Below are 23,822 nucleotides of genomic sequence, written 5' to 3' on the forward strand. Positions count from 1 at the left end.
CCGACAGCTTATTCCTCTCCCATCCTCAGCGCCGCAATGAATGCCTCCTGCGGAATCGACACGTTGCCATACTCCCGCATCTTGGCCTTGCCCTTCTTCTGCTTCTCCAGAAGCTTGCGCTTGCGGGTCGCGTCGCCGCCGTAACATTTTGCGGTGACGTCCTTGCGCATCGCGCTGATGGTTTCGCGAGCGATGACCTTGCCGCCGATCGCAGCCTGAATCGGGATCTTGAACAGGTGCCTCGGGATCAACTCCTTCAGCCGCTCGCACATGCCTCGGCCGCGTTGCTCCGCGGTGCCGCGGTGGACGATCATGCTCAGCGCGTCGACCGGCTCCTCGTTGACGAGGATGCTCATCTTGACGAGGTCGCCCTCGCGGTGGCCGATCTGGTGATAATCGAAGCTCGCATAGCCCTTGGAGATCGACTTCAGCCGGTCGTAGAAATCGAACACCACCTCATTCAATGGCAGTTCGTAGGTCAGCTGCGCGCGGCCGCCGACATAGGTCAGGTTCTTCTGGATGCCGCGACGGTCCTGGCACAGCTTCAGGATGGGGCCGAGATATTCGTCTGGGACGTAGATGGTCGCCTCGATCCATGGCTCCTCGATGCTCTCGATCCGGTTGGGATCGGGCATATCGGCCGGATTGTGCAGCTCGATCGTCTGCGCCGGCTCATTCTTTGAATGCGAAAGGATCATCCGGTAGACCACCGACGGCGCGGTGGTGATGAGGTCGAGGTCATACTCGCGGGTCAGCCGCTCCTGGATAATCTCGAGGTGGAGGAGGCCGAGGAAGCCGCAGCGGAAGCCGAAGCCGAGCGCGGCGGAGGTTTCGGTCTCGAAGCTGAAGCTGGCGTCGTTGAGGCGGAGCTTGGAAATGCTCTCGCGCAGCTTCTCGAAATCGGCGGCGTCGACCGGGAATAGCCCGCAGAACACCACCGGCTGAACTTCCTTGAAGCCCGGCAGCGCTTCGGCGGCGGGCTTCCTGGCGTCGGTGATGGTGTCGCCAACCCGGGTCTGGGCGACTTCCTTGATCTGCGCGGTGATGATTCCGATCTCGCCCGCCGCAAGCTGGTTCAGCACTTCCAGCTTGGGCCGCATGCAGCCGACGCGGTCGACCAGATGCTTGGTGCCCGCGGCCATGAACTGGATTTCCTGGCCCTTGCGGATCACCCCGTCGATCACGCGGATCAGGATGACGACGCCCAGATACGGGTCGTACCAGCTGTCGACCAGCATCGCCTTGAGCGGCGCATCGCGGTCCCCCTTCGGCGGCGGGATGCGCTCGACAATGGCGTCCAGCACTTCCTCGATGCCGATGCCGCTCTTGGCGCTTGTCATCACCGCGTCCGACGCATCGAGCCCGATCACTTCCTCGATTTCCGCGCGCACCTTTTCGGGCTCGGCGGCGGGGAGGTCGATCTTGTTGATGACGGGCACGATCTCATGATCGTGCTCGATCGACTGGTAGACGTTGGCCAGCGTCTGCGCCTCGACGCCCTGCGCCGCGTCGACCACCAGCAGCGCGCCCTCACACGCCGCAAGGCTGCGCGACACTTCATAAGCGAAGTCGACATGGCCGGGCGTGTCCATCAGGTTGAGCTCATATCCCTTCCATTCAAGCCGCACCGTCTGCGCCTTGATGGTGATCCCGCGCTCCTTCTCGATATCCATGTTGTCGAGAACCTGGCTGGACATCTCCCGCTCGGTCAGCCCACCGGTGGTTTGGATCAGCCGATCGGCGAGCGTCGATTTGCCATGATCGATATGGGCAATGATCGAGAAATTCCGAATTCGTTCCAGAGGCGTCATGATTTCCCAGCTTCGCGCTTTTGGGCCACTTTGCCCACGTCAGTCTCGCCGCGCCCGCTAGCAGAGGGTGGGCGGCGTGTCAGCCGCCGCGACTGCACGCGCCACTCGTCGAAGCGGAGGCTCGCTTGGTCGAATGGGATGACTCCTGTTGCACCCCGCGCCACCATCGGGCGACAAGCGAATTTCCGTTTGGAGTTTCAAGCCAATGCATTCCCTTCGCCGCCTGTCCCTTCTGCTCGCCAGCGCCTCGGCGTTAGCGGCATGTACCACTGCCACCGTTCAGCCGGTCGAGACTGCGTCAGCTCCCGTTCAGCCCGTGGCGGTTGCCCCGGCCGAACCGGCGCCGGTTCCAGCGCTGGTCAGTCAGGTGACCATCCCCAACCAGATCTTCCGTCTCGCCAACGGCTTGACCGTGATCGTGCATGAGGACCGCAAGGCGCCGGTGGTGGCGGTCAGCACCTGGTACAACGTCGGGTCCAAGGACGAGCCCAAGGGCAAGACCGGCTTTGCCCACCTGTTCGAGCATCTGATGTTCAACGGGTCGGAAAACCTGCCGGGCGACTTCTTCCAGTATCTGCAGCAGATCGGCGCGACCGACTACAACGGCACCACCCATTTCGACCGCACCAACTATTTCCAGACGGTCCCGCGCGGCGCTCTGGATCGCGCGCTGTTCATGGAAAGTGACCGCATGGGATATTTGCTCGGCGCCGTGACGCAGGACAAGCTCGATAATCAGCGCGGTGTCGTTCAGAACGAGAAGCGCCAAGGCGACAACAATCCGGGCGGCCTCGTCTTCTACGAAGTGCTGAAGGGCATCTTCCCCGAAGGCCACCCTTATCGCCACAGCCCGATCGGATCGATGGCCGACCTGGACGCCGCCAGCCTGCGTGACGTGCAGAGCTGGTTCGTGAACAATTACGGGCCGAACAATTCGGTGCTGGTGCTGGCGGGCGACATCAACGCCGCCGAGGCACGGCCGCTGGTCGAGAAATATTTCGGGGCGATCAAGAATGGGCCGGTCAACACCCCGACCGACGCGGCCATCCCAACGCTGGCGGAGCGCGAGACCATCGTCATGAAGGACCGGGTCGCGGCGACCACCATCAACCGCTACTGGCCAATGCCGGGCCTGCTCGACCGCCGCCTGGTCGCGCTGGACGTCGGCGGGTCGGTGCTCGGCGGTCTCGCCAGCTCGCGGCTCGACAAAATCCTGGTTCGTGACGAGAAGCTGGCGGTGTCGGTCTCCGCCGGCATGATCCCGTTCCAGCGGGTCGGGATCTTCACCGCCAATGCGACCGTGAAGCCGGGCATCGATCCGGCGCTCGTCGAAAAGCGGCTGGACGAGATCATTGCCGAGTTCGTCGCCAACGGACCCACTGAGGAGGAAGTCCGCCGTGCAGCGACCAACGAGGTCGCGGACCGGATCAAGGGGCTGGAACAGGTCGGTGGTTTCGGCGGCAAGGCCGTCGCGTTGGCTGAGGGCCAGGTCTACGCTGGCGACGCCAACTGGTACCGCAAGAACCTCGACGCTTATGCGACGGTCACCCCAGCCGAAATCCGCACCGCCATGCAGGAGTGGCTGACTAAGCCCGCACTCAAGCTGCGCCTCGAGCCGGGTGAGCGCCCGCCTTACCAGGAGGCCAAGTTCACGCCGAAGAAGGGCGCCAAAGTCGCGGTTCCCCCGTCGACCAAGCGCGAGGTGCCGCCGCTCGGCACACTCGCCGCGCTGGACTTCCCCGCGGTCGAGCGCACTACTCTGGCGAACGGGGTGCAGCTGTTCTACGCCCAGCGCACCGCGGTGCCGATGACCCAGATCGGGCTGCTGTTCGACGCGGGCGCGGCGGCCGACGCACCCAACGGGCGAGGCCTCCAGAACCTCACCCTCAGCCTGCTCGACGAGGGCGCGGGCGAGCTGACCTCACAGCAGATAGCCGAGCGCCAGGAAGAGCTGGGCGCCGAGATCGCGACCCAGAGCTCGCTCGATCGCAGCACGGTCATCCTGTCGGCGCTCTCGGCCAACCTCGGCCCCTCGCTTGACCTGCTGGAAACGGTGGTCGAGCGGCCGACCTTCGCCCCGGAAGAGGTGGAACGGGTCCGCGCCCAGGTGCTGACCGGGATTGCCCAGGCGCAGAAGGACCCCAACCAGATCGCGGTTCGGGCGCTGCCCACCCTGCTCTATGGCGCGAACCATCCCTATGCGGTGATCGGCGCCGGCGATCCGGCGGCGGTGAAGAGCTTCAGCCGCGACGACCTGGTTCGCTTCCAGCAGACCTGGTTGCGTCCCGACACGATGCAGATCTTCGTCGTCTCCGACCGGCCGCTGGCCGAGATCAAGCAGCAGCTCGACGCCCGGTTCGGTGAGTGGAAAGCGCCGGCGGCTCCCAAGGGCAACAAGACGTTCGCTGCTGCCCCGGCGCGTCCGACCGCGCCGCGAATCGTGCTGATCGACCGGCCAGGCTCCCCGCAGTCGGTAATCTACGGCGGGCAGCTGACACCGGTTGATCCGCGCAGCGACATCGTTCCGATCAGCAGTGCCAATGACATCCTGGGCGGCAACTTCCTCTCGCGGATCAACATGGACCTGCGCGAGACCAAGGGCTGGTCCTACGGTGTGCGCGGCACGGTGCAGCTGAACCAGAAGGCGGTGCCCTACCTGATCACCGCCCCGGTCCAGGCCGACCGCACTGGCGAGTCGATCGCGGCGCTTAACAGCCAGATCCGCGACATGCTCGGCGCCAAGGGCGTCAACGACGAGGAGCTCACCCGCACCGTCGCCAACAACATCAACCAGCTGCCGGGCCGGTTCGAGACCAGCCAGGCGGTGCTGCAGGCGATGATCACCAACGAACTCTACGGCCGTCCGGACGACTATTACGAGCAGCTCGCGGACAAGTATCGCGGCCTTACCCGCTCCGGCCTCGATCAGGCGTTGCGCGGAGCGATCGATCCGCGCGGGTTTGTCTGGGTCGTGGTCGGCGATGCGGCCAAGGTGAAACCGCAGCTGGCGAAGCTGGGCATGCCGGTCGAGGTGGCGGAAGCGCGGTAAGCCTAGCCGGAGCGAAGGAAGGGCCTGGCGCACGCGTCAGGCCCTTCTCCGTTCGCCGCGACGGTTCGCAAATCTCGTTTAAACCTTGCGAGATAACAGCTATTCATAGAGCAGCGAGTCGCCCGAAGGGTTGTCCTCCCGCGTAGCTCAGGCGCGTAGCCCAACCCAGGAGAGGTACGAGGCCGCCATGAGCATCGAAACGGGCGAACCTGCGAATGTCGAGAGCATGTTCGCCGAAGCGCAGGCCACTCCGGTGACCGACGAGCTTGAGAAGTTGCGCAGCGTGCTGGTCGAGCAGCTGCCGCGAGACGCGCTGATCAAATTCGAGTTCGACGGGAAGCTGCGGGTCCACCTGGACGTCCGCCGTTTTGAGGACGTGGCGCACGTCGAGGCCCTGCTACCCTCGCTCGCCGGGGGGATCTACCGCGACCTGCAGCGGGGATTGAGCCGGCACAATTCATTCCTGCATCGGGTCACGGCGTCGGTCCGCCGGTGACGCCTATGGGCGAGGCATGACGCGGGTAACGTGCCCCATCTTTCGGCGAGGCCGCGGTGCGCCCTTGCCGTAAAGGTGCACCGACGCACCAGGCTCCCCCACCAGGTCCCGCCAGCCAAGCACATCGTCGCCGATCAGATTGTCCATCACCGCACCGCCGGTGCGAAGCTGCGCCGATCCTAGGGGTAGGCCACAGACCGCCCGGATATGCTGCTCGAACTGCGAGGCGGCCGCACCCTCGATCGTCCAATGGCCGCTATTGTGGACGCGCGGGGCGATCTCATTGACGATCGGCCCGTCGGCCGCGGCGAAGAACTCCACGGTGAGGACGCCGACATGGTCCAGTGCCGCTGCGATGCCTGCCGCCACGCACTGGGCCTCCGCGGCTTGAGCGAGAACTGCTGGCCCGGCGGGCACGGTGGAGCGGCGGAGGATGCCGTCGCGGTGTTCGTTCTGCGGCGGTTCGAACCGCGCCACGCTGGCATCAGCCGACCGTGCGAGGATGATCGAGAATTCGGCAGCGAAGTCGACCCCCGCCTCCGCGACCGCCGGCTGCTCGCCAATCGAGCTCCACGCCTGCGCGGCCTCGACCGCGGAGCGAACCCAGGCCTGTCCCTTGCCGTCGTAGCCATACCGCCGGGTCTTGAGCACGAGCGGCACGCCGAGGTTCTCGACCGCGGCCTCCACCTGCTCGAACGAGTCGACCGTCGTCCACGGAGCGACCCGGCCGCCGCTGGCTTCGATGAAGCGCTTCTCCTCGGCGCGGTCCTGCGCGACGGCCAACGACTTCAGCCCCGGCCGGAGCTTGGGTCCAAGCAGGCGGAGTGGTCCCACCGGCAGATTCTCGAACTCGTAGGTGGCGACATCCACCGCATCTCCGAACCTTCGAAGCGCATCGCCATCGTCGAACGCTCCCCGGGTGAACGCCGCCGCCACATCGGCAGCGACCGGCCGCTCGTGCGGATCGTAGATGTGGCAGCGATAGCCGAGCTGCGCCGCCGCAATGCTGAGCATCCGGCCAAGCTGTCCGCCCCCGACGATGCCGATCGTGGCGCCCGGCTCGATCGTCATTCCGGGCTCTCTCCCACGCTCGCCGTCTGTTCAGCGCGCCAATCGTCGAGCCTCATCTCCAGCGCTTCGTCCCCGAGCGCGAGGATGGAGGCGGCGAGCAGTGCGGCGTTGACCGCGCCCGCCCGGCCGATGGCCAGGGTGCCAACCGGCACTCCCGCCGGCATCTGGACGATCGACAGCAGGCTGTCGACGCCGTTCAGCGCCTTGCTTTCCACCGGTACGCCCAGCACCGGCAGGCTGGTCATCGATGCCGCCATGCCGGGCAGGTGAGCGGCGCCGCCCGCCCCCGCGATGATCACCCTTAACCCACGTTGTCTTGCGCCCGTCGCATAGCGGTACAAGCGATCGGGAGTGCGGTGGGCGGAGACGATGCGTGTTTCGTACGCGACCTGCAGGTCGTCCAGGCAATCTGCCGCATGGCGCATGGTGTCCCAATCCGACGTGCTGCCCATGATGATGCCCACCAGTGCCGCTTCGCTCATCACCCATCCTTGCCCATCGCCGGAGTGCGGGCCTTACGAAGTGTCGCGGAACGAGGCAATCGTCAGACAGTTGTTGCGAAACTATCCACAGCGCCGGAAATCCGCGCTATTATGCGATTCTCCGCTGGGGCGTTTTTTCATGAACGACGTGCCGCTCGACTGCTCGGACCCGCAGATCCTCATGACTGAGGTCGCCCGGTTGCGGGCCGAGATCGCGCGCCTTGAAAGCCGGGTGGAGGACCTCGACCGGCTCGCCTACCACGACAGCCTGGTCCCTCTACTCAATCGTCGCGGGTTCATCCGGCAGCTAGAGAAGATGATCGACCGTGCCAATCGCTATGGCGACAGTGGCGCGCTGCTGTTTGTGGACGTTGATGGCCTGAAGGTGGTCAACGACAGCTTCGGTCACCATGCCGGCGACGCGGCCTTGGTCCATGTCGCCGAGCTGCTAGCCGGCGACGTTCGGCAAAGCGATTGCGTGTCGCGGTTTGGCGGTGACGAGTTCGCGATCCTGCTGGAGCATTCCGACCACCGTCATGCGCTCGAAACCGCGCGCCGGTTGGCGGACCGGATCGCCGGCAGCGAGTTCTGCCACGAGGGATCCTGCATTCCGCTGTCCGCCGCGATCGGGATCGCGCTGATCGAGCCGGGCGACCGGCCGGAAAGCGTGATCGATCGTGCAGATCAGGCGATGTACGCGGAAAAGGTGGCGGCGTGATCCGGCTCAGCGCTCGCTGAGATAATAGCGGTCCCGCACCGCAAGCGTCTCGTCCAGATCATAGACGATCGGCTGGCCGGTTGGGATCTCCAGGCCGATGATGTCGGCATCGCTGATCCCCGACAGCTGCTTTTCCAGCGCGCGCAACGAATTGCCATGCGCCGCGACCATCACCCGCTCGCCCGCCCGGAGCGCCGGCGCAATGTTGGCGTCGAAGTAAGGCAGCACGCGCGCGATCGTGTCCTTGAGGCTTTCGCTGTCCGGCACGGTCACGCCGGCGTAGCGGCGATCGTCGCGCAGCGCGCAATAGGGGCTGTCCGCTTGCAGCGGCGGCGGCGGAATGTCGAAGCTGCGGCGCCAGATCTTGACCTGCTCCGCGCCGACCTTGGCGATGGTCTCCGCCTTGTTGAGTCCAGTGAGGCCACCGTAGTGTCGCTCGTTGAGGCGCCAGTCCTTGGTCGTCGGAAGCCAGAGGCTGCCAAGCTCGTAGAGGACCAGGTGCAGGGTTCGGATCGCGCGGGTCTGGACCGATGTGAAGCAACGGTCGAACTCGAACCCCTTTTCCTTGAGCAGCCGGCCGGCCCCCCGCGCTTCGGCGATGCCTGCCTCGGTCAGGTCGACATCCCACCAGCCGGTGAAGCGGTTTTCAAGGTTCCACTGCGACTGGCCGTGGCGCAGGAGCACAAGGGTCGGCATCGCCTTCAGGCCTTTTTGAGGTCGGGGAGGATGGCGTGCAGCGCATGGAGGCACGCGTGCGCAAGGAACTTGGAGCGTTCCGGGCTCCACCCGCAGACCGGGTCGGGCAGGTTGTCATTGTCCTTGAACGGCATCTCCAGCGTCGTCGACAGGCAGCCGAAGCGCTCGGCCAGTTGGGTCGTCGACATGCTCATGTTGGCCTGGCCAGGTGCAGGGATCTCGTAGCCGAGGCGCGACTGGAAGTCGGGTGAGAGCCGCTCCAGCGTATCACTGAACAGCTTGAACAAGTCCGACTGGCGCTGGGTCAGCGAGGGGATACCTTCGAACCCCGCGAGGAAGTTGGCGGGGATTGCTTCATCGCCATGAATGTCCATCGCAAAATCGGGCCGGGCGGCATCCATGGCGTTCCGGACACACAGCACTTCCGGGCTCTTCTCCGCCGAAGGCTCGTGCCACTCCCGGTTGAGGTTAATACCGGCGGCGTTGGTGCGCAGGTGCCCGCGGCGGGACCCGTCGGGGTTCATGTTGGGCACGAGGTGGAAGGTCACTTCCTTGCGCAGCACCCGGGCGACGGGATCGTCGGGGTCGGCAAGCTTCTCCAGCGCGCCTTCCATCCACCATTCGGCCATGCTCTCGCCGGGGTGCTGGCGGGCGTAGATCCAGGCGGTCAGTGGCCCCTCACCGATGGTCAGGCAGTCGATGTCCTGCCCGTCCAGGCTTTGTCCGAGCGAACGGTAGGCAACGTCGGGCAGCGATGAGAAGGTCGCGATCAGGTCGTGATGCCGCTCCATCGAATAAGGCGCGAAATAAGCCAGCCAAACGCAGTCAGTCTCGGGCGTGAGTCGGATGGTGAGCACGCCGTCGCCGTAGCTGCAATCCGGCACCTGCACCCAGGTCTCACGGTCGACAGATAAACGCGCCTTGTAGCCCGGCCAGCCGTTCGGATAGGCGCTGTCGGCGCAGTTGACGATCCGCAGCGTCACTTCCCGGCCGCCGGCGCCGGCCAGGCGGAAGTGGAACCATTGGTAGAAGTCGCTCGACGCGTCCTTGACGATCTCCAAGTCGAAACGATCGCCGTCCTGGCCGACCACGCGGATGTTGCCGGAATCGAACGCACTGGAAATGGTGGTTGCCATGAGCTGGATGGTCTCGCTGCAAAGGATTTGGCGGGCTCTTAGGGCGGCGCGCTTGCCTCGCAAAGCCGAAAACGTCTAGCGCTGCCGGGCCGGCGGGGGTCGACCATGGAGCAACACACGCATGAATGACTCGACCCGTCCGACCGTTCTGGTGACCGGCGGCGCCGGCTATATCGGCAGCCACGCGGTGCTGGCCCTGACGGATGCCGGATGGCGTGTGGTCGTGGTCGACGACTTGTCCAACGGCCGGCGCGAGGCGGTGCCGGAGGGCGTGGCATTCCTGCAAGCGAACATCGGCGACCCGGCGACGGTCGGGCCGTTCCTGCGCGAACATGCCGTCGGCGCCATCATGCATTTCGCCGGCTCGATCGTCGTTCCGGAGAGCGTCGAGAACCCGCTCAAATACTACGGCAACAACACGGTGGCGACCCACAGCCTGATCGCCGCGGCGACCGAGTGCGGCGTCCGGCACATCCTGTTCTCGTCCACCGCCGCCACCTACGGCTCGCCCGAACGGGTGCCGATCGAGGAGACCGATCCCACGCGCCCAATCAATCCCTACGGTTCGTCCAAGCTGATGACCGAAGTTATGCTGGCGGATTGCGCCAAGGCGTATGGCTTCAACTACGGTGCGCTGCGCTACTTCAATGTCGCTGGAGCCGATCCGCACGGCCGGTCCGGCCAGGTCGGCAAAGGGTCGACCCACCTGCTCAAGGTCGCGTGCGAAGCCGCGGTCGGCAAGCGCGACCATGTCGATGTGTTCGGCACCGACTACCCAACTCCGGACGGCACCTGCATCCGCGACTATGTCCATGTGTCGGACCTTGCCGCAGCGCATGTCGCCGCGCTTGAGGAGTTGATCCGCACCCCCGACGAAAGCTTCACGCTCAACTGCGGCTATGGGCGCGGCTTTTCGGTGCTGGAGATGCTCGACGCGCTCGACAAGGTGAACGGCCGGCCAATTCCCCGGCGCATGGGCGACCGCCGGGCGGGCGATCCGCCGCAGCTGGTCGCCTCCAACCGCCGCTTGGTCGAACGGCTCGGCTGGACTCCCAAGCGCGACGATATCGAAACGATCATTGCCGATGCCCTCGCCTGGGAACGGCGCCTCTCCGGCCAAGGATAGTTGATGCGTCCCTCCCGCCTGCTGATTGCCCCCGCCGCTGCGTTCCTGTTGGGAGCAGCGGCTCCGCCCGCCCAGCGGTTTCAGCCAAGCGCCGAAGCCGCGGCGCGGGTTCGGGCGGACGTGGAGTTCCTGGCCGACGACCTGCTGGAAGGCCGCGGAGCCGGCAAGCGCGGGCATGAGGTAGCCGCGCTTTACGTGGCGACCCAGTTCCGCGGCATCGGTTTGCAGCCGGGCGGCGAAGCCAAGGGCTGGTTCCAGCGAGTCCCGTTCCGCCGCGCCCAGCATCAGGGGACGCCGACAATTCGCCTGAACGGTCGCGGGCTGCGCTGGGGCACCGATGTCGCCATCCGCCCCAGCGTGACCGAGGCGGTCCGGCAGATCGAAACGCCGCTGGTGTTCGTCGGCTGGGGAATAACCGACCCCCGCCATGGCTTCGCTGACTACCAAGGCCTCGATGTGCGCGGGAAAACGGTGGTGGCGCTTGGCGGGACCCCGGCGGGCCTGCCGTCCGAAGTCGCCGCCCACCTCGGGCAGCAGAAGCATCGCTTTGCCGCCGCGGCCGGCGCCGTCGGGCTGATCGAGATCGCGCCGGGAGCACGCAACGGTGTCGAGAGCACTGCGCGGCGGGCGACCACCGACTGGGTCGACGCGCGGGGCCAGGCCGGAAGCACGCCTGCCGGGTTGCGGTTCCGCGGCACCATCTCGCAGGCCGCTGGAGAAGGCTTGTTCAGCCGGGCGCCGACGAGCTTAGGAGCAATCGTCGCCGCCATTCGGCAGCGCACCCCGGTGCGCGGCTTCGCCCTGCCGTCGCGCCTGTCGCTCGACGCCCGCTCGACCTGGGAAGAGTTCAGCAGCCCGGCGGTGATCGGCATATTGCCGGGAGCCGACCGCAGGCTCGCGTCCGAGCACGTCATGCTGATGGGACATCTGGATCACCTCGGCATGAAGGCGGACGCGAAGCCCGGCGAGGACGCGATCTACAACGGCGCGCTCGACAACGCCGCGGGGGTCGCGACGATGCTCGAAGCGGCGCGCGAGTTCGTGCGCTCGGGCAAGCGACCTAAACGGTCCGTGGTCTTCATCGCCCACACGGGCGAAGAATTGGGCCTGCTCGGCGCCGACTATTACGCCGCGCACCCGACGATCCCGATCGACCGTATCGTTGCTGCGGTCGACCTCGACATGCCGGTGCCGCTGTACGACTTCACGGATGTGGTGGCGTTCGGCGCGGACCATTCCACCGTGGCCCGCACTGTCGCGCAGGCCGGACGGTCGATGGGGATTGGCGTTTCCCCCGACCCGATGCCCGAACAGGGGATCTTCACCCGGTCGGATCACTATCCGTTCGTGCTGCGGGGAGTGCCGGCAATCCTGATGTTCACCGGCTATGGCAATGGTGGCAAGCCGATCTGGGACAAGTTCTTCGCGCAGAACTACCACCAGGTCAGCGATGACCTGAAGCAGCCGATCAACTGGGTTGCCGCGGCGCGTTATGCCGAGCTCAACTACCGCATCGCGCGGGCGCTGGCCGACGATCCGCAGCGGCCTCGCTGGTACCGCGGCAGCTACTTCGGCGAGATCGTCGCACCCGGTCAGGTCAAGGCTGTTCGGTAGCGCTCGCCTTGACTCGGGCAGAACGGTCCCATAGGGGCGCGCGGAAGCTTTCGAGCGTCAGCCAACAACACGAAACAAGAAACGGGCGTACCCGGCCATGAAGATTCGCAATTCTCTGAAGTCCCTCAAGGACCGCCACCGGGACTGCCGCGTCATCCGTCGTCGCGGGCGGACCTACGTCATCAACAAGACGAACCGCCGCTTCAAGGCGCGCCAGGGCTGACCTCCGGCGGGGCTGACCAGCGGGTCGGCTCGCTTCATCGCTGATCCCAAACGACTCGCCGTCATTGGCGGTTCATATCTTCTGCACTATATCCGGCCCGCAAGGAGTCGATGAGTCATGAAGAGCATTGTTCGTTTCACCCTGATGAGCGCCGTTGCCGGTGCCATCGCCGTGGGCGGGACGTCGGCTGCCGTGGCTCAGTCGCGCCCGACGCCCAAGGATTGGAATTACGAGATCCGCAACGGGCAGCGGGTACCGAAGGGCGGCAACCGCGTCACCAATGCCGACGGCAGCTGGCGCGAGGAAATCCGCCAGGGCAGCTGCGTCACCATCAAGGAAAAGACCGCCAACGGCGAGTATAAGGAAGTGCGCCGCTGTGACTGACACCGCGCGCATTGCTTTGCCTGGAACTGCTGGAATCGGTCGCCGCTCGAGCCATTCGCCGGGCAGGCTAACCCGTAAGGACGGTTTCCACTAACTCCGGTGGCCGTAAGACTCGGTGAACCCCGGGGCACATGTCATATCGGCGTGGGGGCGCCGACATGAGCCACTACAAGCTTTATTGCCTCGACGCCCGTGACAAGATCACGAAGGCTCACTGGATCCAGGCCGACAGTGACGAGGAGGCGCTTGCCATCGCCTGCGCCATGGGTCTCGATTCAGACTGCGAGCTGTGGCTCGGCGCACGCAAGGTCGCCCGGATCGTCGACGGGCAGGCCTCCATGCTTCCGAACGACAGTGCAACCCAGCTCCGTTGAGGGCGCGGTCAGCTCCGCCGAGGCGGCGTTCCAGCCGGGTTGGCCGCGATCCGGCATTCCGGAAGGTTGAACTGCTGCATGTCGCCGCAGGGGCGAACCTGCGCGCTGCCGTCAGGCCCGACGAAGATCGCCCAATCACGCTTGTCCTCGCAGCTTGCGGTCCACATCGACAGCTTCTTGTACTCGGTAACGTAGCCCGAGCGTGTGACCCGCTTGCAACGCAGCCCGCTAGCAGTGATCGCTCGCTTTAGACCGATGTTGCGCCCCATCTCGTCGAGCTGGTGGAGCTGGTCCTGCTCGGGCGAACGAACCACGATCTCAGGCTCGTTGGAAACCACCTGCCGCTCGGTCCCGCTGCCGCAGCCGGCCAGCGAGATGATCGCCGCCCCGACCGCCAGAATCCTGATCGCCTGCCGCATTGTCGAGCCTCCTTGCATTGCCAATAACGATTGAAGCGGGCCGGCGCTGCAAGCCTTTTGACGCGATCGCAAACGGCGATAAGGTGCCGGCCCATGAAAGCCCTTCTCGCGCTGCCCGCGCTTCTTCTCCTCACCGGCGCCCAGAGCCCCAAGCCGCTGACGCCGACCGACATCGTCGCCAAGGCGCCGGCCTCGGCATGGAAGTCGATCCCCCCCGAGGACCTGCTGGTGATCGACTACCAGGGCGGCGGGCGGAGCGTGATCCAGCTCGCCCCCGCGTTCGCGCCGGTGCACGTCGCCAACATCCGGGCGCTGGCCCGCGCCGGCTATTGGATCGGCTCGTCGATCTACCGGGTGCAGGACAATTATGTCGCGCAGTGGGGCGTCAACGACGACGGCAAGCCGCTGCCCGCCGGAGTGGTGAAGCGACCTCCCGCCGAATATGTACGCAGTTCCCAGGGGCTGGCGATCCGCCCGTTTCCGTATCGTGACTCCTATGCCGTGCGGGTCGGACACACCGGCGGCTGGCCGGTCGCTCGTTACCGCTCGGCCGACGTCAGCCTCACCCATTGCTACGGCACGGTCGGCGTTGGGCGCGACCTCAAGCCGGACACCGGCACCGGCGGGGAATTGTACGCGGTGATCGGCCACGCGCCGCGCCACCTCGACCGCAATATCGCCATTGTCGGCCGGGTGATCGAAGGCATCGAGCAGATGAGCGCACTTCCCCGCGGAACGGAAGCGCTCGGCTTCTACCGGCAAGGCGTTCCCGGCCGGGCAATCGCGTCCATCCGCCTGGCGTCGTCCATGCCGGCGGTAGCCCGCCCCAGCTTCCAGTACATGGATGAGGCCAGTGCAAGCTTCACCGCTTACCTGCGCGCCCGGGCCAATCGGCAGGACGACTTCTATCAGGTCCCCGCTGGAGGCGTCGACATATGCAATGCGCCGGTGCCCGTTCGGCGGACACCGGCGCCCTAATCCGCACTTGATGGTCTCCCCCTCCGGCCGGCGGTCGCTGCGCGATGGCCGCGCCGCTCGCTTCGGCTGCCGGGGAGAGTTTCGTTACGCCGCCCAGGCGTGATTGGAAGTCCGGTTGCGGTGCTGAATGACCGCGGGTGCATTGTGTGACCGCATGCTCGCCTCGGCGAGCGGCAGCGCGGTGGCGCAGAAGGCACATTCGGCCGATACGCGGCCAATGATCCAGTGGGTCCGGCCGCAGCCCGGACAGTGATTCACCTCCTGCTCGCGGTAGACGGCATGATATCCCCGCCCCGCCGGGTCGTGCTTCAGGCCAAGATCACCAAGGGTCGGGAAGTTCGACATCGCTCTTATTCCTTTCGGCCCCTAGAACGACCGATCTAAAACGAAAGTTTCACGCTTTTGCGACGACCCGTTCCGCTACAGGCTGCGGAGCGCCTGCGCAGGCCGGGCGGACAGTGCGGGAAGAGCGGCGAACAGCGCGGTCGCGACAGCGACCGCAACCCCGACGACGGGCAGGGCCACAAGAGACGGCCAATCAGGCCGAAACGGCAGTTCGAACAGCTGGGTCACCGTCGCCCAGGCGCCCAGTGTCCCAAAGCCGAAAGCGGCGGCAGCGATCGCCGCGCTCATCGCCAGGAACTCGATCAGTTGGGCTTGAAGCACCTGGGCACGGCTGGCGCCAACCAGCTTCAGCAGCACGCTTTCGCGCGCCCGCTTGGCCCGGGTCGCCGCCACCGCCCCGGCCAGCACGGCCACTCCGATCAGGATCGCGACCGCCGACGCCAGGCGGATGGCGGCGTCCATCGCCGCGAGAATGGCCGACACGCGTCCAACCACCTCGCTCACCCGAATGGTGCTGACCATCGGCAGTTCCTCGCTGAGTCGGCGCTCGAACAACGCCGTGGCTACACCGGCGCCGGGCGCGACAGTTGCCATCAAGGTATAGGGCGCGCTGTCCAGTGCACCGGGCGCGAAGATGATCGCGAAGTTGAAGCCGAACGAGCGCCAGTCGATCTCCCTCAGGCTGGCGATCCGCGCCTCGATCGGGCGACCGAGCACGGCCACGGTCATGGTGTCGCCGACCTGGAGGTTGAGCGCCCGCGCCGCGTCGACATCGAGCGAGATCAGCGGCGAGCCGGAGTAGTTGGCCGGCCACCACTCGCCAGCGACCAGCCGGTTGGCGGGTGGAAGATCGCGAGCAAAGGTCAGGCCGCGGTCGCCGCGAAGGATCCAGGCCCCCTCGGGAACGGCGCCGATGGCGGAGACCGGGCGGCCGTTCAGCGCCGTCACCGGTCCGCGCAGCGAGGGGACGAGGCGGAGCTCGGCACCGGGCAGCGCCTGCTCGGCCAGGGCCCGGAACCGCGCTTCCTCGGCAGCGGGGATGTCGAGCATGAACAGGGCCGGCGCCCGCTTGGGAATGTTGCCCCCGATCTCGGCGGACAGGCTCGAGCCAATGCCGCTCAGCGCCACCAGCAGTGACAGCCCCAGCCCCAGTGCAACGCTCAGGCGCACGGTGGCGGAGCCGGGGCGATGGAGAGCCCCGATCCCCAGCCGGACGATCGGGCCGCCGCGCCCGCCAAGGCCCCGCGCAATTCGGGCGATCATCCAGCCCAGCGCCGCAAAGGCTCCGGCCAGCAGGACGGCGCCGGCGATCGCGATCAGGGTCAGCCGCGGGTTGTCGGAGGCCGCGGCGGCCAGGGTCACCGCCAAACCCCCGGCGACGAGCGGGACGAGCAGGTACCGATGCCAGCCGGCGCCCTCCCCCTCGACGTCGCCGCGCAGGATCGCCGCCGGGCGCTCGGCGACGGCCCGGGCGACCGGCCGCCACGATGCCGCGACCGTCACCAGCAGGCCGAAGACGGCGGACAGCAGCAATGCGGCGGGCTGCGGAGCCCGGTCTGGCTGGATCGGCAGCAGGTCGCCGACAACCTCTGCGACGAGCGCGGGAGCCGCGGCACCGATGGCCAGGCCGATGGCGATGGCGAGCGCCGCCAGCGCTCCGATCGCCAGCGCTAGCATCCAGCCGAGGTCGCGACGGCGGGCACCGTGGATCTTGAGCACCGCGACCGTGGACCGGCGCGATGCGGCGAAGGCGGCAACCGAGCTTGCGATGCCGATGCTTCCGATCCCCAGCGCACCCAACGCGATCAGCAGCAGCATCTCGCCGACCCTGTCCACAAACCGGCGGGTACCCGCTGCCGCTTCGCCGCGATCCAGCGCGCGCCAGCCTCCGCTGGGGAAGCGGCGCTGAAACGCCTGGCCGGCCGCCTGGGCATCTACGCCCGCAGGCAGCAGGATCCGGTAGGTGCTGGTGTACAGGCTACCCGGCTGGACCAGTCGGGTGGTGGCGAGGCCATCTGGCGTGACCAGCACGGGCGGCGCGAGGGCGAACCCGGACGCGGCCGGCATTCCCTGTATGATGCCGGTCACCCGAAAGCTTGCGAACCCCAGCCGCACGGTTGCGCCGGGTCGAAGGCCGAACCGCTCGGCAAGCTCACGACCGACCACCGCTTCGCCCCTGCCCGGCATGCGTCCACCGTGCCGTAGCGTCACCTTGCCAGCCGGCGGCCACCCGGGTGCAATGCCCGACAGCTCCACAAGTGCGCTGCCGGTCGGCGCAACGAGAGTCGACCGCAAGGTCGTGCTCGGCGATAAGCCGCCGAGGCGGGCCATCGCTGCCTGCTCCTCCGGAGTGGCGGAGCGCTGCGCCACGCTCAGCGACAGGTCGCCGCCAAGCAGGTCGCGTCCGTTGCGGTCGATGGTCGAGCGGATCGAGCTCGACAGGCTGGTCACCGCCGCGAGCCCGGCCACCGCGATGGTCAAGCAGACCAGCAGCAGCACGAGGCTGCCGAGGCCACCCCGCAGGTCGCGGCCGGCGAGCCGCCAGGCTCCCCTCACGCCGTCCGCCTCATGCTGCGATCCGACCGTCGGCGATCCGCACCACCCGGCTGGCTCGATCGGCCACCGCCGGATCATGGGTGATGACCACCAGCCCCGCCCCGGTCACCGTCGCCCGCTCGAACAGCAGGTCGATGATCCCGCCGCCGGTCCTGGCATCAAGGTTGCCGGTCGGCTCGTCCGCCAGCAGCAGGCGCGGCCCTGGCGCGGTGGCGCGCGCAATGGCAACGCGCTGCTGCTCGCCGCCGGACAGCTGGGCCGGATAATGATGCTCGCGCCTGGCGAGGCCGACCGTTGCCAGCTCCGCATGCGCCCGGGACGACGCGTCTGGGGCACCGGCAAGCTCCATGGGCACCATGACATTCTCGAGCGCGGTCATGGTCGGCAGCAGGTGGAACGCCTGCAGCACCACGCCGATCGACCGGCCGCGAAGGCGGGCCAGTGCGTCCTCGTCGAGACTGCCAACGTCCTCGCCCAGCACCCGCGCCTGGCCCCCGCTGGCCCGTTCCAGGCCGGCGATCACCGCCATCAGGCTGCTCTTGCCGGACCCGGATGCGCCAAGGATCGCGACCGCCTCCCCCTCCTTCAGCTGGAAATCGACCCCGCGAAGGATCTCCGTCCGCGCCGCTCCTCGGCCGAGCGTGAGACGGACGTCGGTCAGTTCGATCAGCGTTTCGGCCATGGTGCGCGGCTAGGGCGATTGAAGCTTGGCGGCAACCACCTAGATGCAGCGGGATGTACGCGAAATTCTGGCTTCCCTTCCTTCTCGCCGCCACTCCCGCCGCAGCCCAGGCGCAGCCCACCGCGGCTGCAGCCGAGCAACCGCACATCCTGGCGTTCGGCGACAGCCTGACTGCGGGATACGGCCTCGGGCGCGGGCTCGGCTTTGCTCCGCAGCTGCAGGCGGCGCTGCGCCGCCACGGCATCCCCGCAGTGGTTCACGATGCGGGCGTGTCAGGGGACACGACGTCCGGCGGGCGGGCGCGGCTGAAGTGGACGCTGGACGGCCTGCCTCGAAATCCCGACCTCGCGATTGTCGAGCTCGGCGCCAACGATATGCTCCGCGGCGTCGATCCGGCGGTGACCGAGCAGAATCTGGACACCATCCTGGCTGAACTGAAGCGACGCGGCATTCCGGTGCTGGTCGCCGGCATGCTCGCGGCGCCGAACCTCGACCCGCGCTACCGGCGGCGGTTCGATGCTGTCTTCCCGGCCCTGGCCCGCAAGCATGATGCGGCGCTCTACCCGTTCTTCCTCCAGGGTGTGGCCGGAAACCGGGCGCTCAACCTGCCCGATGGGCTGCACCCCAATTTCGAAGGCATCAAGCGGATCGTCACCGGCATCCTGCCGGCGGTGAAGCGGGTGCTGGAACGTCAGCCCGCCAGGTGAGCGGGATCGATCGGCTCGGCGAACTCGGCGCCGATCTTGCCCGCGGCGGTCCAACGGATCACCGCATTGGCGCGGTCGCGCCCCGGCAGCATCAGCCAGACCCGGGCCCCCACTTCGAAATCCTCGTCGGTCTCTGCCATGAAGCCGGTCTCGGACAGGTTGAGGATCCGGGCTTCCGTGCCGGTGGTTCCAAGCTCGCGCAGGCGCCCATCCAGCTCGACCTGATGGCGCGGTGACCGCCGCCGGTCGGCCTCGCCGGTGTCTTCCGCGATTCGGCCCCTGATGATCATTGCTCGGCTCATCTCGCCGCCACCATGGCGGGCCTCTATTGCGTGTTCGGCGGCGGCTTCCGCGCCTACAAAGACCATGTCCATCCCTTGGTTCCCGTGCAACCCTGCATCCTGCGGCTTGGCCGTTCTAAGCTCATCTTCCCTAAGCTTTCCTTTGCGCTGAAGCCGCCGACTGTGGCTGCGGCGCAACTGGAACGGGGCGTTCATCACGTGTATTGGTCCAGCAAGGCAAAGGAGCCGGTGGGCGGCCACGGAGCCGCCGTTCTTTCGATCAAGCAGGCAGGGGTGCAATGAGCGCGCGTTTTGTGTCGATGATGATGCTGGGTTCGGCGGCGGTGCTGCCCGCCGGAATGGCAATGGCGCAAGCAACCGCCGTTCAGGCGCCCACCGTGCAGCCGGTCGCTCCGGCGACCACGACCGCCGATCCCTTGGCGCCCCGGCCGCAGGCTGCAGCCCCGGCGCAACCGCCTGGCGTTGCCGCACCCCAAGCCGTTCCGTTGCCGCCTCCACCGCCACCGATCTGGCAGCCGGCCGACGCGCAGGACCTGCTTGCAGCGGTCCGGCAGGTCGGCAGCGAAGGGCTCGATCCGCGCGATTACGACCCGGCCGCGCTGGAAGCGGCGCTGCGGGGCGCCGATCCGATGCTGCTGTCGCGCGTCGCCACCGACACCTTCAACAAGCTGTCCCGCGACTTTGCCTTGGGCCATGTGCGCGGAAGCGCCCGGCAGCAGTGGTTCGTGGTGGACAAGGATCTCGACGACATCCGGCAGCGGCAGCTGCTCGACCAGGCGCTCGCCTCCCACTCGGTTGGCCAAACCCTCCGCGGGCTCCTGCCGACTCATCCGCAATATGGCTCGTTGCGGGTCGCATTGCAGCAGGCGCAGCCGGGCGACACCGCCACGATCAACAAGATCCGCCTCAACATGGACCGCTGGCGCTGGCTGCCGCGCGACCTTGGCGAGCGCTACATCATCGTCAATGTGCCCGGGATTCACGCGACGCTTGTCGAAAACGGCGTGACGCGGTGGAAGCATCGCGCGATTGCGGGTGCGACCAAGACCCCCACTCCCCAGCTGTCGGTGCACGCCACGGGCGTGATCCTCAACCCGTGGTGGGAAGTGCCGAAGAGTCTGTCGGGAGAAGTTGCGGGCAAGCGCGGCTACGTCGCGGTCAAGGGCAAGGACGGCAAGGTCCAGCGCTGGCGGCAGCCCCCTGGTCCGTCAAACGCGCTTGGCAAGATCAAGTTCGTGATGCCGAACAGCCACGCCATCTATCTGCACGACACCAACAATCGGGGCCTGTTCGACGCCAAGGCGCGCTTCCTCAGCCACGGTTGCATCCGTACCGAGCACATCCTCGACCTGGCGGGCGAACTGCTGAGCGATGATGGCGGGGAGTGGAACCAGGCCAAGATCGACGAGGTACTGGCCAGCGGCAAGACCGTCGAGGCCAAGTTCGTGAAGCCGGTGCCGGTGTACATCGTCTACTTCAGCGCCGCAGCGCTGACCGACGGCAAGATTGTCACTTACCAAGACCTGTACAAGCGCGACGCCCCGGTGATCGCGGCCCTGAACGACCGGGACGGCAAGGCGCCGACGAGGACAGCGGCGAAATAGGTAAGTTGCTCCCTACGGCGACGGCCGTGGGGAGCAGGGCGGCTGTTTTGGACTATTGGTGAGGAGAGCCGTCACGGGAGCAAATCCCGTGACGTCGGGCGTGTCGGGCATCCGCGCGCACGCCGCCGGCGCTTTGCGTCTCTCGACCCAGACGACGGACGCTGTGCGCCCGCCATCTTGATCTCGGCGCTACGCGATCTTGTCCGCGTAGATCATCCGCTGTCCGGCGAGCCGCTGCATCACGCTGTCCTGGCTGGCCTTGCTGAAGGCGAAGCAGCCTTCGGACCGGCCGAGCTTGCCGTGGATGCCGATCATCTCGGGCTCCGCATACCAGGCGTTGTGGATGACAATCGCGCGGGACTCGGCGTTGTTGTTGGTCCAGTCGAGCCCATGGACCTTCATCGAAAGCCCGTACTTGCCGTGGTAATATTCACCGGTGGTGTAAGCGCCGTTGGAGGTCGCCTCCGAACCGGGCGTGTTGCTGAAGCTCTCGACGAAGCCGCTGTGGGCCGGGTCCGACCCGCGGCCATGGGCTACCAGATGACTTTCGACGCGGCCGTTCATCAGGTCGACCAGATGGAAGCGCGCGTCGCGGGAGGCGAGCGAGAAATCGACAATGCCCATGAAATCGCGGGCGCGCACGGCGGCTCCGTGTCGGTCCAGTGCCGCCTTGGCGCGGGCGAACAGGGCCGCGTCGATGCCCAGCGGGGCAGCCGGCGCAGCAGCAACGGCTGGCACTGGAAGCGGGGGCGCCTTGTAGACGATCGAAGGCAGTCCGACGGGCTGAGCGGCGCTGGAAACCAGCGCGGCACCACCGCCGATTGCACCCCAACGCAGCATTTCCCGGCGACTGAGCGACATTCGCATCCCCCGTTTGTTGGAACAGAAGCCTATACACGACAACGGGTTAACCGCCGACAACTGGACCCAATGGAAGCCGTCTTTCGTCGCGCCGACACCTCGATTCAGCCCGCCATCAGCCTTGGCGTCGCGGGTTGAAGAATCGCTGGGCCGCTGTTAAGGGCCGCGCACCGGCGTGGGCTCAGCCTGCGACGAACGACATTCAATGCGCAGTGATGACGCGGTCTGCGATCGTATCCCCAGCGCGAATCCGGCGGTAGTCGGCACAAGAGAAGACAGGAGTTGGACGGCTTTTATGCAAATCATCGTTCGCGACAATAACGTCGACCAGGCGCTGCGGGCGCTCAAGAAGAAGCTGCAGCGTGAAGGCGTGTATCGCGAGATGAAGCTTCGCCGTCACTACGAGAAGCCGTCCGAGAAGCGTGCTCGCGAGCGTGCTGCCGCGATCCGCCGCGCCCGGAAGCTGGAGCGCAAGCGGGCCGAGCGCGAAGGCGTTCGCTAATACCGGGCCGCGCCCCAGCGGCCTTCTTCCCCATCGCTGAAGGACGCCCGTCGATGACCGTGACGCAGGTTCCCATTCGTCCTGTTGCCAAGGCGACTCGCCTGCGCCTGCTGGCTGGGCTGGTCGTGCTGATGGCGGCCGGTGCGGGCCTGGCCTGGGCCGGGACCAGCCCCTTGCGCCCGGAAGTCACCGCGACCGGCGTCCAGTTCCGCACGGTGCAGGCCGGCGAAGGGCCGTTCATCACGATGAACGATGCCGCGTTGATCGAGTATACCGGCACCTTCGACAATGGCGAAGTGTTCGACAGCACCGCTGGCAAGGGTCCCGCACCCATGTCGCCGCAGGGCGTGATCCCGGGCTTCGCCGAGGCGCTGCAGAAGATGCAGAAGGGCGGCACCTACAAGTTCCGCCTGCCGCCGGAACTCGCCTACGGCGCGTCGCCGCCGCCAGGCTTCCCCGCCAACGCCGCGCTCAATTTTGAAGTGAAGGTGCTGCAGGTCGCCCCGGGCGCCGCGGCCATGCTCGGGGCGGGCGGAGGACAACCGCGCTAGGCTGACGACGCTCCGCTTGCCGGCTCGGGCAACGGCGCACTTTCGGACCCATCGTCCCCGCCGGCGCGCTGTCCCGCAAACTCCTGCAGCGTGACCTTCAGCGCGGCCAGGATCGTGTCCGCGAACAACAATCCCAGGAATCCGAACAGCGCACCGAAGATCAGCTGCGCGGCAAGCACCACCGCCGGGGCGAGGTCGACCGTCTTGCGGGCGATGTACGGCAGGATCAGATAGCCGTCGATGTTCTGCACCGCGAAGTAGACCACAATCGCCCACAGCCCCTCGCTGGTTCCGGCGCTGAAGCCGACCGCAACCATCAGCACGCCCGAGGTGATCGCCCCGATGTTGGGGATGAAGGCCAGGACGCCGGTGAGCAGGCCGAGCAAGGCCGCCATCGGGATCGGGTCGACCCCGAACAGGCGCCCGACATAGGCCAGCATGATGAAGGTGAAGAGACCCTCGACCACCATGCCGACGATCCGCCCGAATAGCAGCCGGCGCAGGGTAAAGCCGACCCGGTCGCCGATCTGGTAGAAGCGGTGGCGGTGCCGCATCGGCAGCAGCCATGCGACGCCCCGGTCGTAGAGCCGCGGCTCGACGGCGATGAAGATGCCGATGACGATGATCAGGAACGCGCTGGTCACCGCACCGAGCGCAGTGCCGACGGCGCTGGTCAGCCGCCCGACCGACCCGAGCACCTGTTGGCCGAGCGTGTCCGGGCTGCCTTCGCTGACCAGGCCATGGTCGAACGCCCAGGAATAGACGCGGCCCGCTTGCGCCTCCACCACGGCGCGCAGGGCTTCAAACTGCGCGGCGAAGGTCGTCCCCGCGAAATAGAACAGCCAGCCGAGGAAACCGAAGGCGGCAAGCACCACCATCAACAGGCGCCAACCGCGGGCGATCGGCAGCCATCGCCCGAGCAGGCGCGTCCCGCCATCGAGCAGCACCGCGAACACCAGCCCGCCGATTATCAGCAGCAGCGGTTGGGCAAGGAAGATCACGCCGGCGATCAGCAGCGCGGTTCCGAACCACACCGAGGCCCTCTTGACCTCGTTGCGGATCAGCGGATCGTGAAACTCAGCCGGACCCGGCAGTTCGACGTGCGGCTCTTGCGTGGTGTCCCCCATGCGCGGCC

Annotated in this window: 26 protein-coding genes; 14 read left to right on the plus strand and 12 right to left on the minus strand. The window is 66.9% G+C overall.

The features are described from left to right. Positions 1-8: 8 nt before the first annotated feature. The gene (gene lepA, locus ACFQPG_RS01195) at positions 9-1,811 is read right to left on the minus strand and encodes a translation elongation factor 4 (RefSeq protein ID WP_380809594.1); all 1,803 of its coding nucleotides are present in this window, start codon (positions 1,809-1,811) and stop codon (positions 9-11) included. Between the two features lie 205 nt (positions 1,812-2,016). Between lepA and ACFQPG_RS01200 the strand changes: the two genes are divergently transcribed. Together ACFQPG_RS01200 and ACFQPG_RS01205 are read left to right on the plus strand one after the other, a co-directional pair. After that, complete coding sequence (locus ACFQPG_RS01200) at positions 2,017-4,860, plus strand: M16 family metallopeptidase (RefSeq protein WP_380809596.1); 2,844 nt, start codon at positions 2,017-2,019, stop codon at positions 4,858-4,860. Between the two features lie 187 nt (positions 4,861-5,047). Continuing rightward, on the plus strand, positions 5,048-5,356 hold the full coding sequence (locus ACFQPG_RS01205; RefSeq protein WP_380809597.1) for a hypothetical protein: 309 nt from the start codon (positions 5,048-5,050) through the stop codon (positions 5,354-5,356). A 3-nt stretch (positions 5,357-5,359) separates the two neighbouring features. Here the strand turns inward: ACFQPG_RS01205 and ACFQPG_RS01210 are convergent, their stop codons facing one another. Both ACFQPG_RS01210 and purE read right to left on the minus strand, forming a co-directional pair. Continuing rightward, positions 5,360-6,427 carry a 5-(carboxyamino)imidazole ribonucleotide synthase gene (locus ACFQPG_RS01210; RefSeq protein ID WP_380809599.1) on the minus strand — a complete coding sequence of 356 codons (1,068 nt, stop codon included), beginning with the start codon at positions 6,425-6,427 and terminating at the stop codon, positions 5,360-5,362. Beyond that, positions 6,424-6,909 carry a 5-(carboxyamino)imidazole ribonucleotide mutase gene (gene purE, locus ACFQPG_RS01215; protein ID WP_380809600.1) on the minus strand — a complete coding sequence of 162 codons (486 nt, stop codon included), beginning with the start codon at positions 6,907-6,909 and terminating at the stop codon, positions 6,424-6,426. Before purE ends, ACFQPG_RS01210 begins: the two co-directional genes overlap by 4 nt. A 139-nt stretch (positions 6,910-7,048) precedes the next feature. Between purE and ACFQPG_RS01220 the strand changes: the two genes are divergently transcribed. Then, on the plus strand, positions 7,049-7,627 hold the full coding sequence (locus ACFQPG_RS01220; protein WP_380809601.1) for a GGDEF domain-containing protein: 579 nt from the start codon (positions 7,049-7,051) through the stop codon (positions 7,625-7,627). 6 nt (positions 7,628-7,633) lie between these two features. Here the strand turns inward: ACFQPG_RS01220 and gpmA are convergent, their stop codons facing one another. Beyond that, on the minus strand, positions 7,634-8,323 hold the full coding sequence (gpmA, locus tag ACFQPG_RS01225) for a 2,3-diphosphoglycerate-dependent phosphoglycerate mutase (RefSeq protein WP_380809603.1): 690 nt from the start codon (positions 8,321-8,323) through the stop codon (positions 7,634-7,636). A gap of 5 nt (positions 8,324-8,328) precedes the next feature. After that, the gene (locus ACFQPG_RS01230) at positions 8,329-9,459 is read right to left on the minus strand and encodes a M14-type cytosolic carboxypeptidase (RefSeq protein WP_380809605.1); all 1,131 of its coding nucleotides are present in this window, start codon (positions 9,457-9,459) and stop codon (positions 8,329-8,331) included. 121 nt (positions 9,460-9,580) lie between these two features. Between ACFQPG_RS01230 and galE the strand changes: the two genes are divergently transcribed. From galE to ACFQPG_RS01255, 5 genes are all read left to right on the plus strand, one after another. Then, a complete protein-coding gene (galE, locus tag ACFQPG_RS01235) occupies positions 9,581-10,585 on the plus strand; it encodes a UDP-glucose 4-epimerase GalE (protein WP_380809606.1) in 1,005 nt (334 codons plus the stop codon). 3 nt (positions 10,586-10,588) lie between these two features. Beyond that, positions 10,589-12,199: a M20/M25/M40 family metallo-hydrolase gene (locus tag ACFQPG_RS01240; protein ID WP_380809608.1), complete on the plus strand. Its 1,611-nt coding sequence runs from the start codon at positions 10,589-10,591 to the stop codon at positions 12,197-12,199. Positions 12,200-12,296: 97 nt separating this feature from the next. After that, a complete protein-coding gene (gene ykgO / locus ACFQPG_RS01245) occupies positions 12,297-12,422 on the plus strand; it encodes a type B 50S ribosomal protein L36 (RefSeq protein ID WP_029941846.1) in 126 nt (41 codons plus the stop codon). A 117-nt stretch (positions 12,423-12,539) separates the two neighbouring features. Beyond that, positions 12,540-12,806 (plus strand): hypothetical protein, encoded by a 267-nt coding sequence (locus ACFQPG_RS01250; protein ID WP_380809610.1) that lies wholly within the window; start codon positions 12,540-12,542, stop codon positions 12,804-12,806. A 158-nt stretch (positions 12,807-12,964) separates the two neighbouring features. Then, positions 12,965-13,180 carry a hypothetical protein gene (locus ACFQPG_RS01255; RefSeq protein WP_380809612.1) on the plus strand — a complete coding sequence of 72 codons (216 nt, stop codon included), beginning with the start codon at positions 12,965-12,967 and terminating at the stop codon, positions 13,178-13,180. Positions 13,181-13,188: 8 nt separating this feature from the next. Here ACFQPG_RS01255 and ACFQPG_RS01260 read toward each other — a convergent pair whose 3' ends face one another. Beyond that, positions 13,189-13,599 carry a hypothetical protein gene (locus tag ACFQPG_RS01260; protein ID WP_380809613.1) on the minus strand — a complete coding sequence of 137 codons (411 nt, stop codon included), beginning with the start codon at positions 13,597-13,599 and terminating at the stop codon, positions 13,189-13,191. A gap of 93 nt (positions 13,600-13,692) precedes the next feature. Here ACFQPG_RS01260 and ACFQPG_RS01265 point away from each other — a divergent pair, with 93 nt between their 5' ends. Continuing rightward, the gene (locus ACFQPG_RS01265) at positions 13,693-14,577 is read left to right on the plus strand and encodes a peptidylprolyl isomerase (protein ID WP_380809615.1); all 885 of its coding nucleotides are present in this window, start codon (positions 13,693-13,695) and stop codon (positions 14,575-14,577) included. A gap of 84 nt (positions 14,578-14,661) precedes the next feature. Here ACFQPG_RS01265 and ACFQPG_RS01270 read toward each other — a convergent pair whose 3' ends face one another. From ACFQPG_RS01270 to ACFQPG_RS01280, 3 genes are all read right to left on the minus strand, one after another. After that, entirely contained in the window at positions 14,662-14,922 is a 261-nt protein-coding gene (locus tag ACFQPG_RS01270; RefSeq protein ID WP_380809617.1) for a hypothetical protein, read from the minus strand. A 75-nt stretch (positions 14,923-14,997) separates the two neighbouring features. Further along, entirely contained in the window at positions 14,998-17,556 is a 2,559-nt protein-coding gene (locus ACFQPG_RS01275; protein WP_380809619.1) for an ABC transporter permease, read from the minus strand. Beyond that, complete coding sequence (locus tag ACFQPG_RS01280) at positions 17,489-18,160, minus strand: ABC transporter ATP-binding protein (RefSeq protein WP_380809620.1); 672 nt, start codon at positions 18,158-18,160, stop codon at positions 17,489-17,491. The genes ACFQPG_RS01275 and ACFQPG_RS01280 overlap by 68 nt, the downstream gene beginning before the upstream one ends. A 53-nt stretch (positions 18,161-18,213) precedes the next feature. Here ACFQPG_RS01280 and ACFQPG_RS01285 point away from each other — a divergent pair, with 53 nt between their 5' ends. Beyond that, positions 18,214-18,867 carry an arylesterase gene (locus ACFQPG_RS01285; protein ID WP_380809622.1) on the plus strand — a complete coding sequence of 218 codons (654 nt, stop codon included), beginning with the start codon at positions 18,214-18,216 and terminating at the stop codon, positions 18,865-18,867. Here the strand turns inward: ACFQPG_RS01285 and ACFQPG_RS01290 are convergent. Beyond that, positions 18,852-19,157 (minus strand): PilZ domain-containing protein, encoded by a 306-nt coding sequence (locus ACFQPG_RS01290; RefSeq protein WP_380809624.1) that lies wholly within the window; start codon positions 19,155-19,157, stop codon positions 18,852-18,854. The two genes, ACFQPG_RS01285 and ACFQPG_RS01290, sit on opposite strands and share 16 nt — an antisense overlap. A 24-nt stretch (positions 19,158-19,181) precedes the next feature. On the opposite strand from ACFQPG_RS01290, the gene ACFQPG_RS01295 reads away from it, so the two are divergent. Further along, the gene (locus ACFQPG_RS01295; RefSeq protein WP_380809625.1) at positions 19,182-19,451 is read left to right on the plus strand and encodes a hypothetical protein; all 270 of its coding nucleotides are present in this window, start codon (positions 19,182-19,184) and stop codon (positions 19,449-19,451) included. Further along, positions 19,448-20,773 carry a L,D-transpeptidase family protein gene (locus tag ACFQPG_RS01300; RefSeq protein WP_380809626.1) on the plus strand — a complete coding sequence of 442 codons (1,326 nt, stop codon included), beginning with the start codon at positions 19,448-19,450 and terminating at the stop codon, positions 20,771-20,773. The genes ACFQPG_RS01295 and ACFQPG_RS01300 overlap by 4 nt, the downstream gene beginning before the upstream one ends. A gap of 189 nt (positions 20,774-20,962) precedes the next feature. On the opposite strand, the gene ACFQPG_RS01305 is transcribed toward ACFQPG_RS01300, so the two are convergent. Continuing rightward, positions 20,963-21,634 (minus strand): murein L,D-transpeptidase catalytic domain-containing protein, encoded by a 672-nt coding sequence (locus ACFQPG_RS01305; RefSeq protein WP_380809628.1) that lies wholly within the window; start codon positions 21,632-21,634, stop codon positions 20,963-20,965. Between the two features lie 295 nt (positions 21,635-21,929). Here ACFQPG_RS01305 and rpsU point away from each other — a divergent pair, with 295 nt between their 5' ends. Together rpsU and ACFQPG_RS01315 are read left to right on the plus strand one after the other, a co-directional pair. Then, entirely contained in the window at positions 21,930-22,136 is a 207-nt protein-coding gene (gene rpsU, locus ACFQPG_RS01310; protein WP_294174490.1) for a 30S ribosomal protein S21, read from the plus strand. Between the two features lie 53 nt (positions 22,137-22,189). After that, a complete protein-coding gene (locus ACFQPG_RS01315; protein WP_380809630.1) occupies positions 22,190-22,687 on the plus strand; it encodes an FKBP-type peptidyl-prolyl cis-trans isomerase in 498 nt (165 codons plus the stop codon). On the opposite strand, the gene ACFQPG_RS01320 is transcribed toward ACFQPG_RS01315, so the two are convergent. Then, positions 22,684-23,814, minus strand: coding sequence for an AI-2E family transporter (locus ACFQPG_RS01320; RefSeq protein WP_380809632.1), 1,131 nt, complete (start codon positions 23,812-23,814; stop codon positions 22,684-22,686). The genes ACFQPG_RS01315 and ACFQPG_RS01320 overlap by 4 nt on opposite strands. Positions 23,815-23,822: the final 8 nt, after the last annotated feature.

It is taken from the genome of Sphingomonas sp. GCM10030256 (genome assembly GCF_042666415.1).
Taxonomy (GTDB): Bacteria; Pseudomonadota; Alphaproteobacteria; order Sphingomonadales; family Sphingomonadaceae; genus Sphingomicrobium.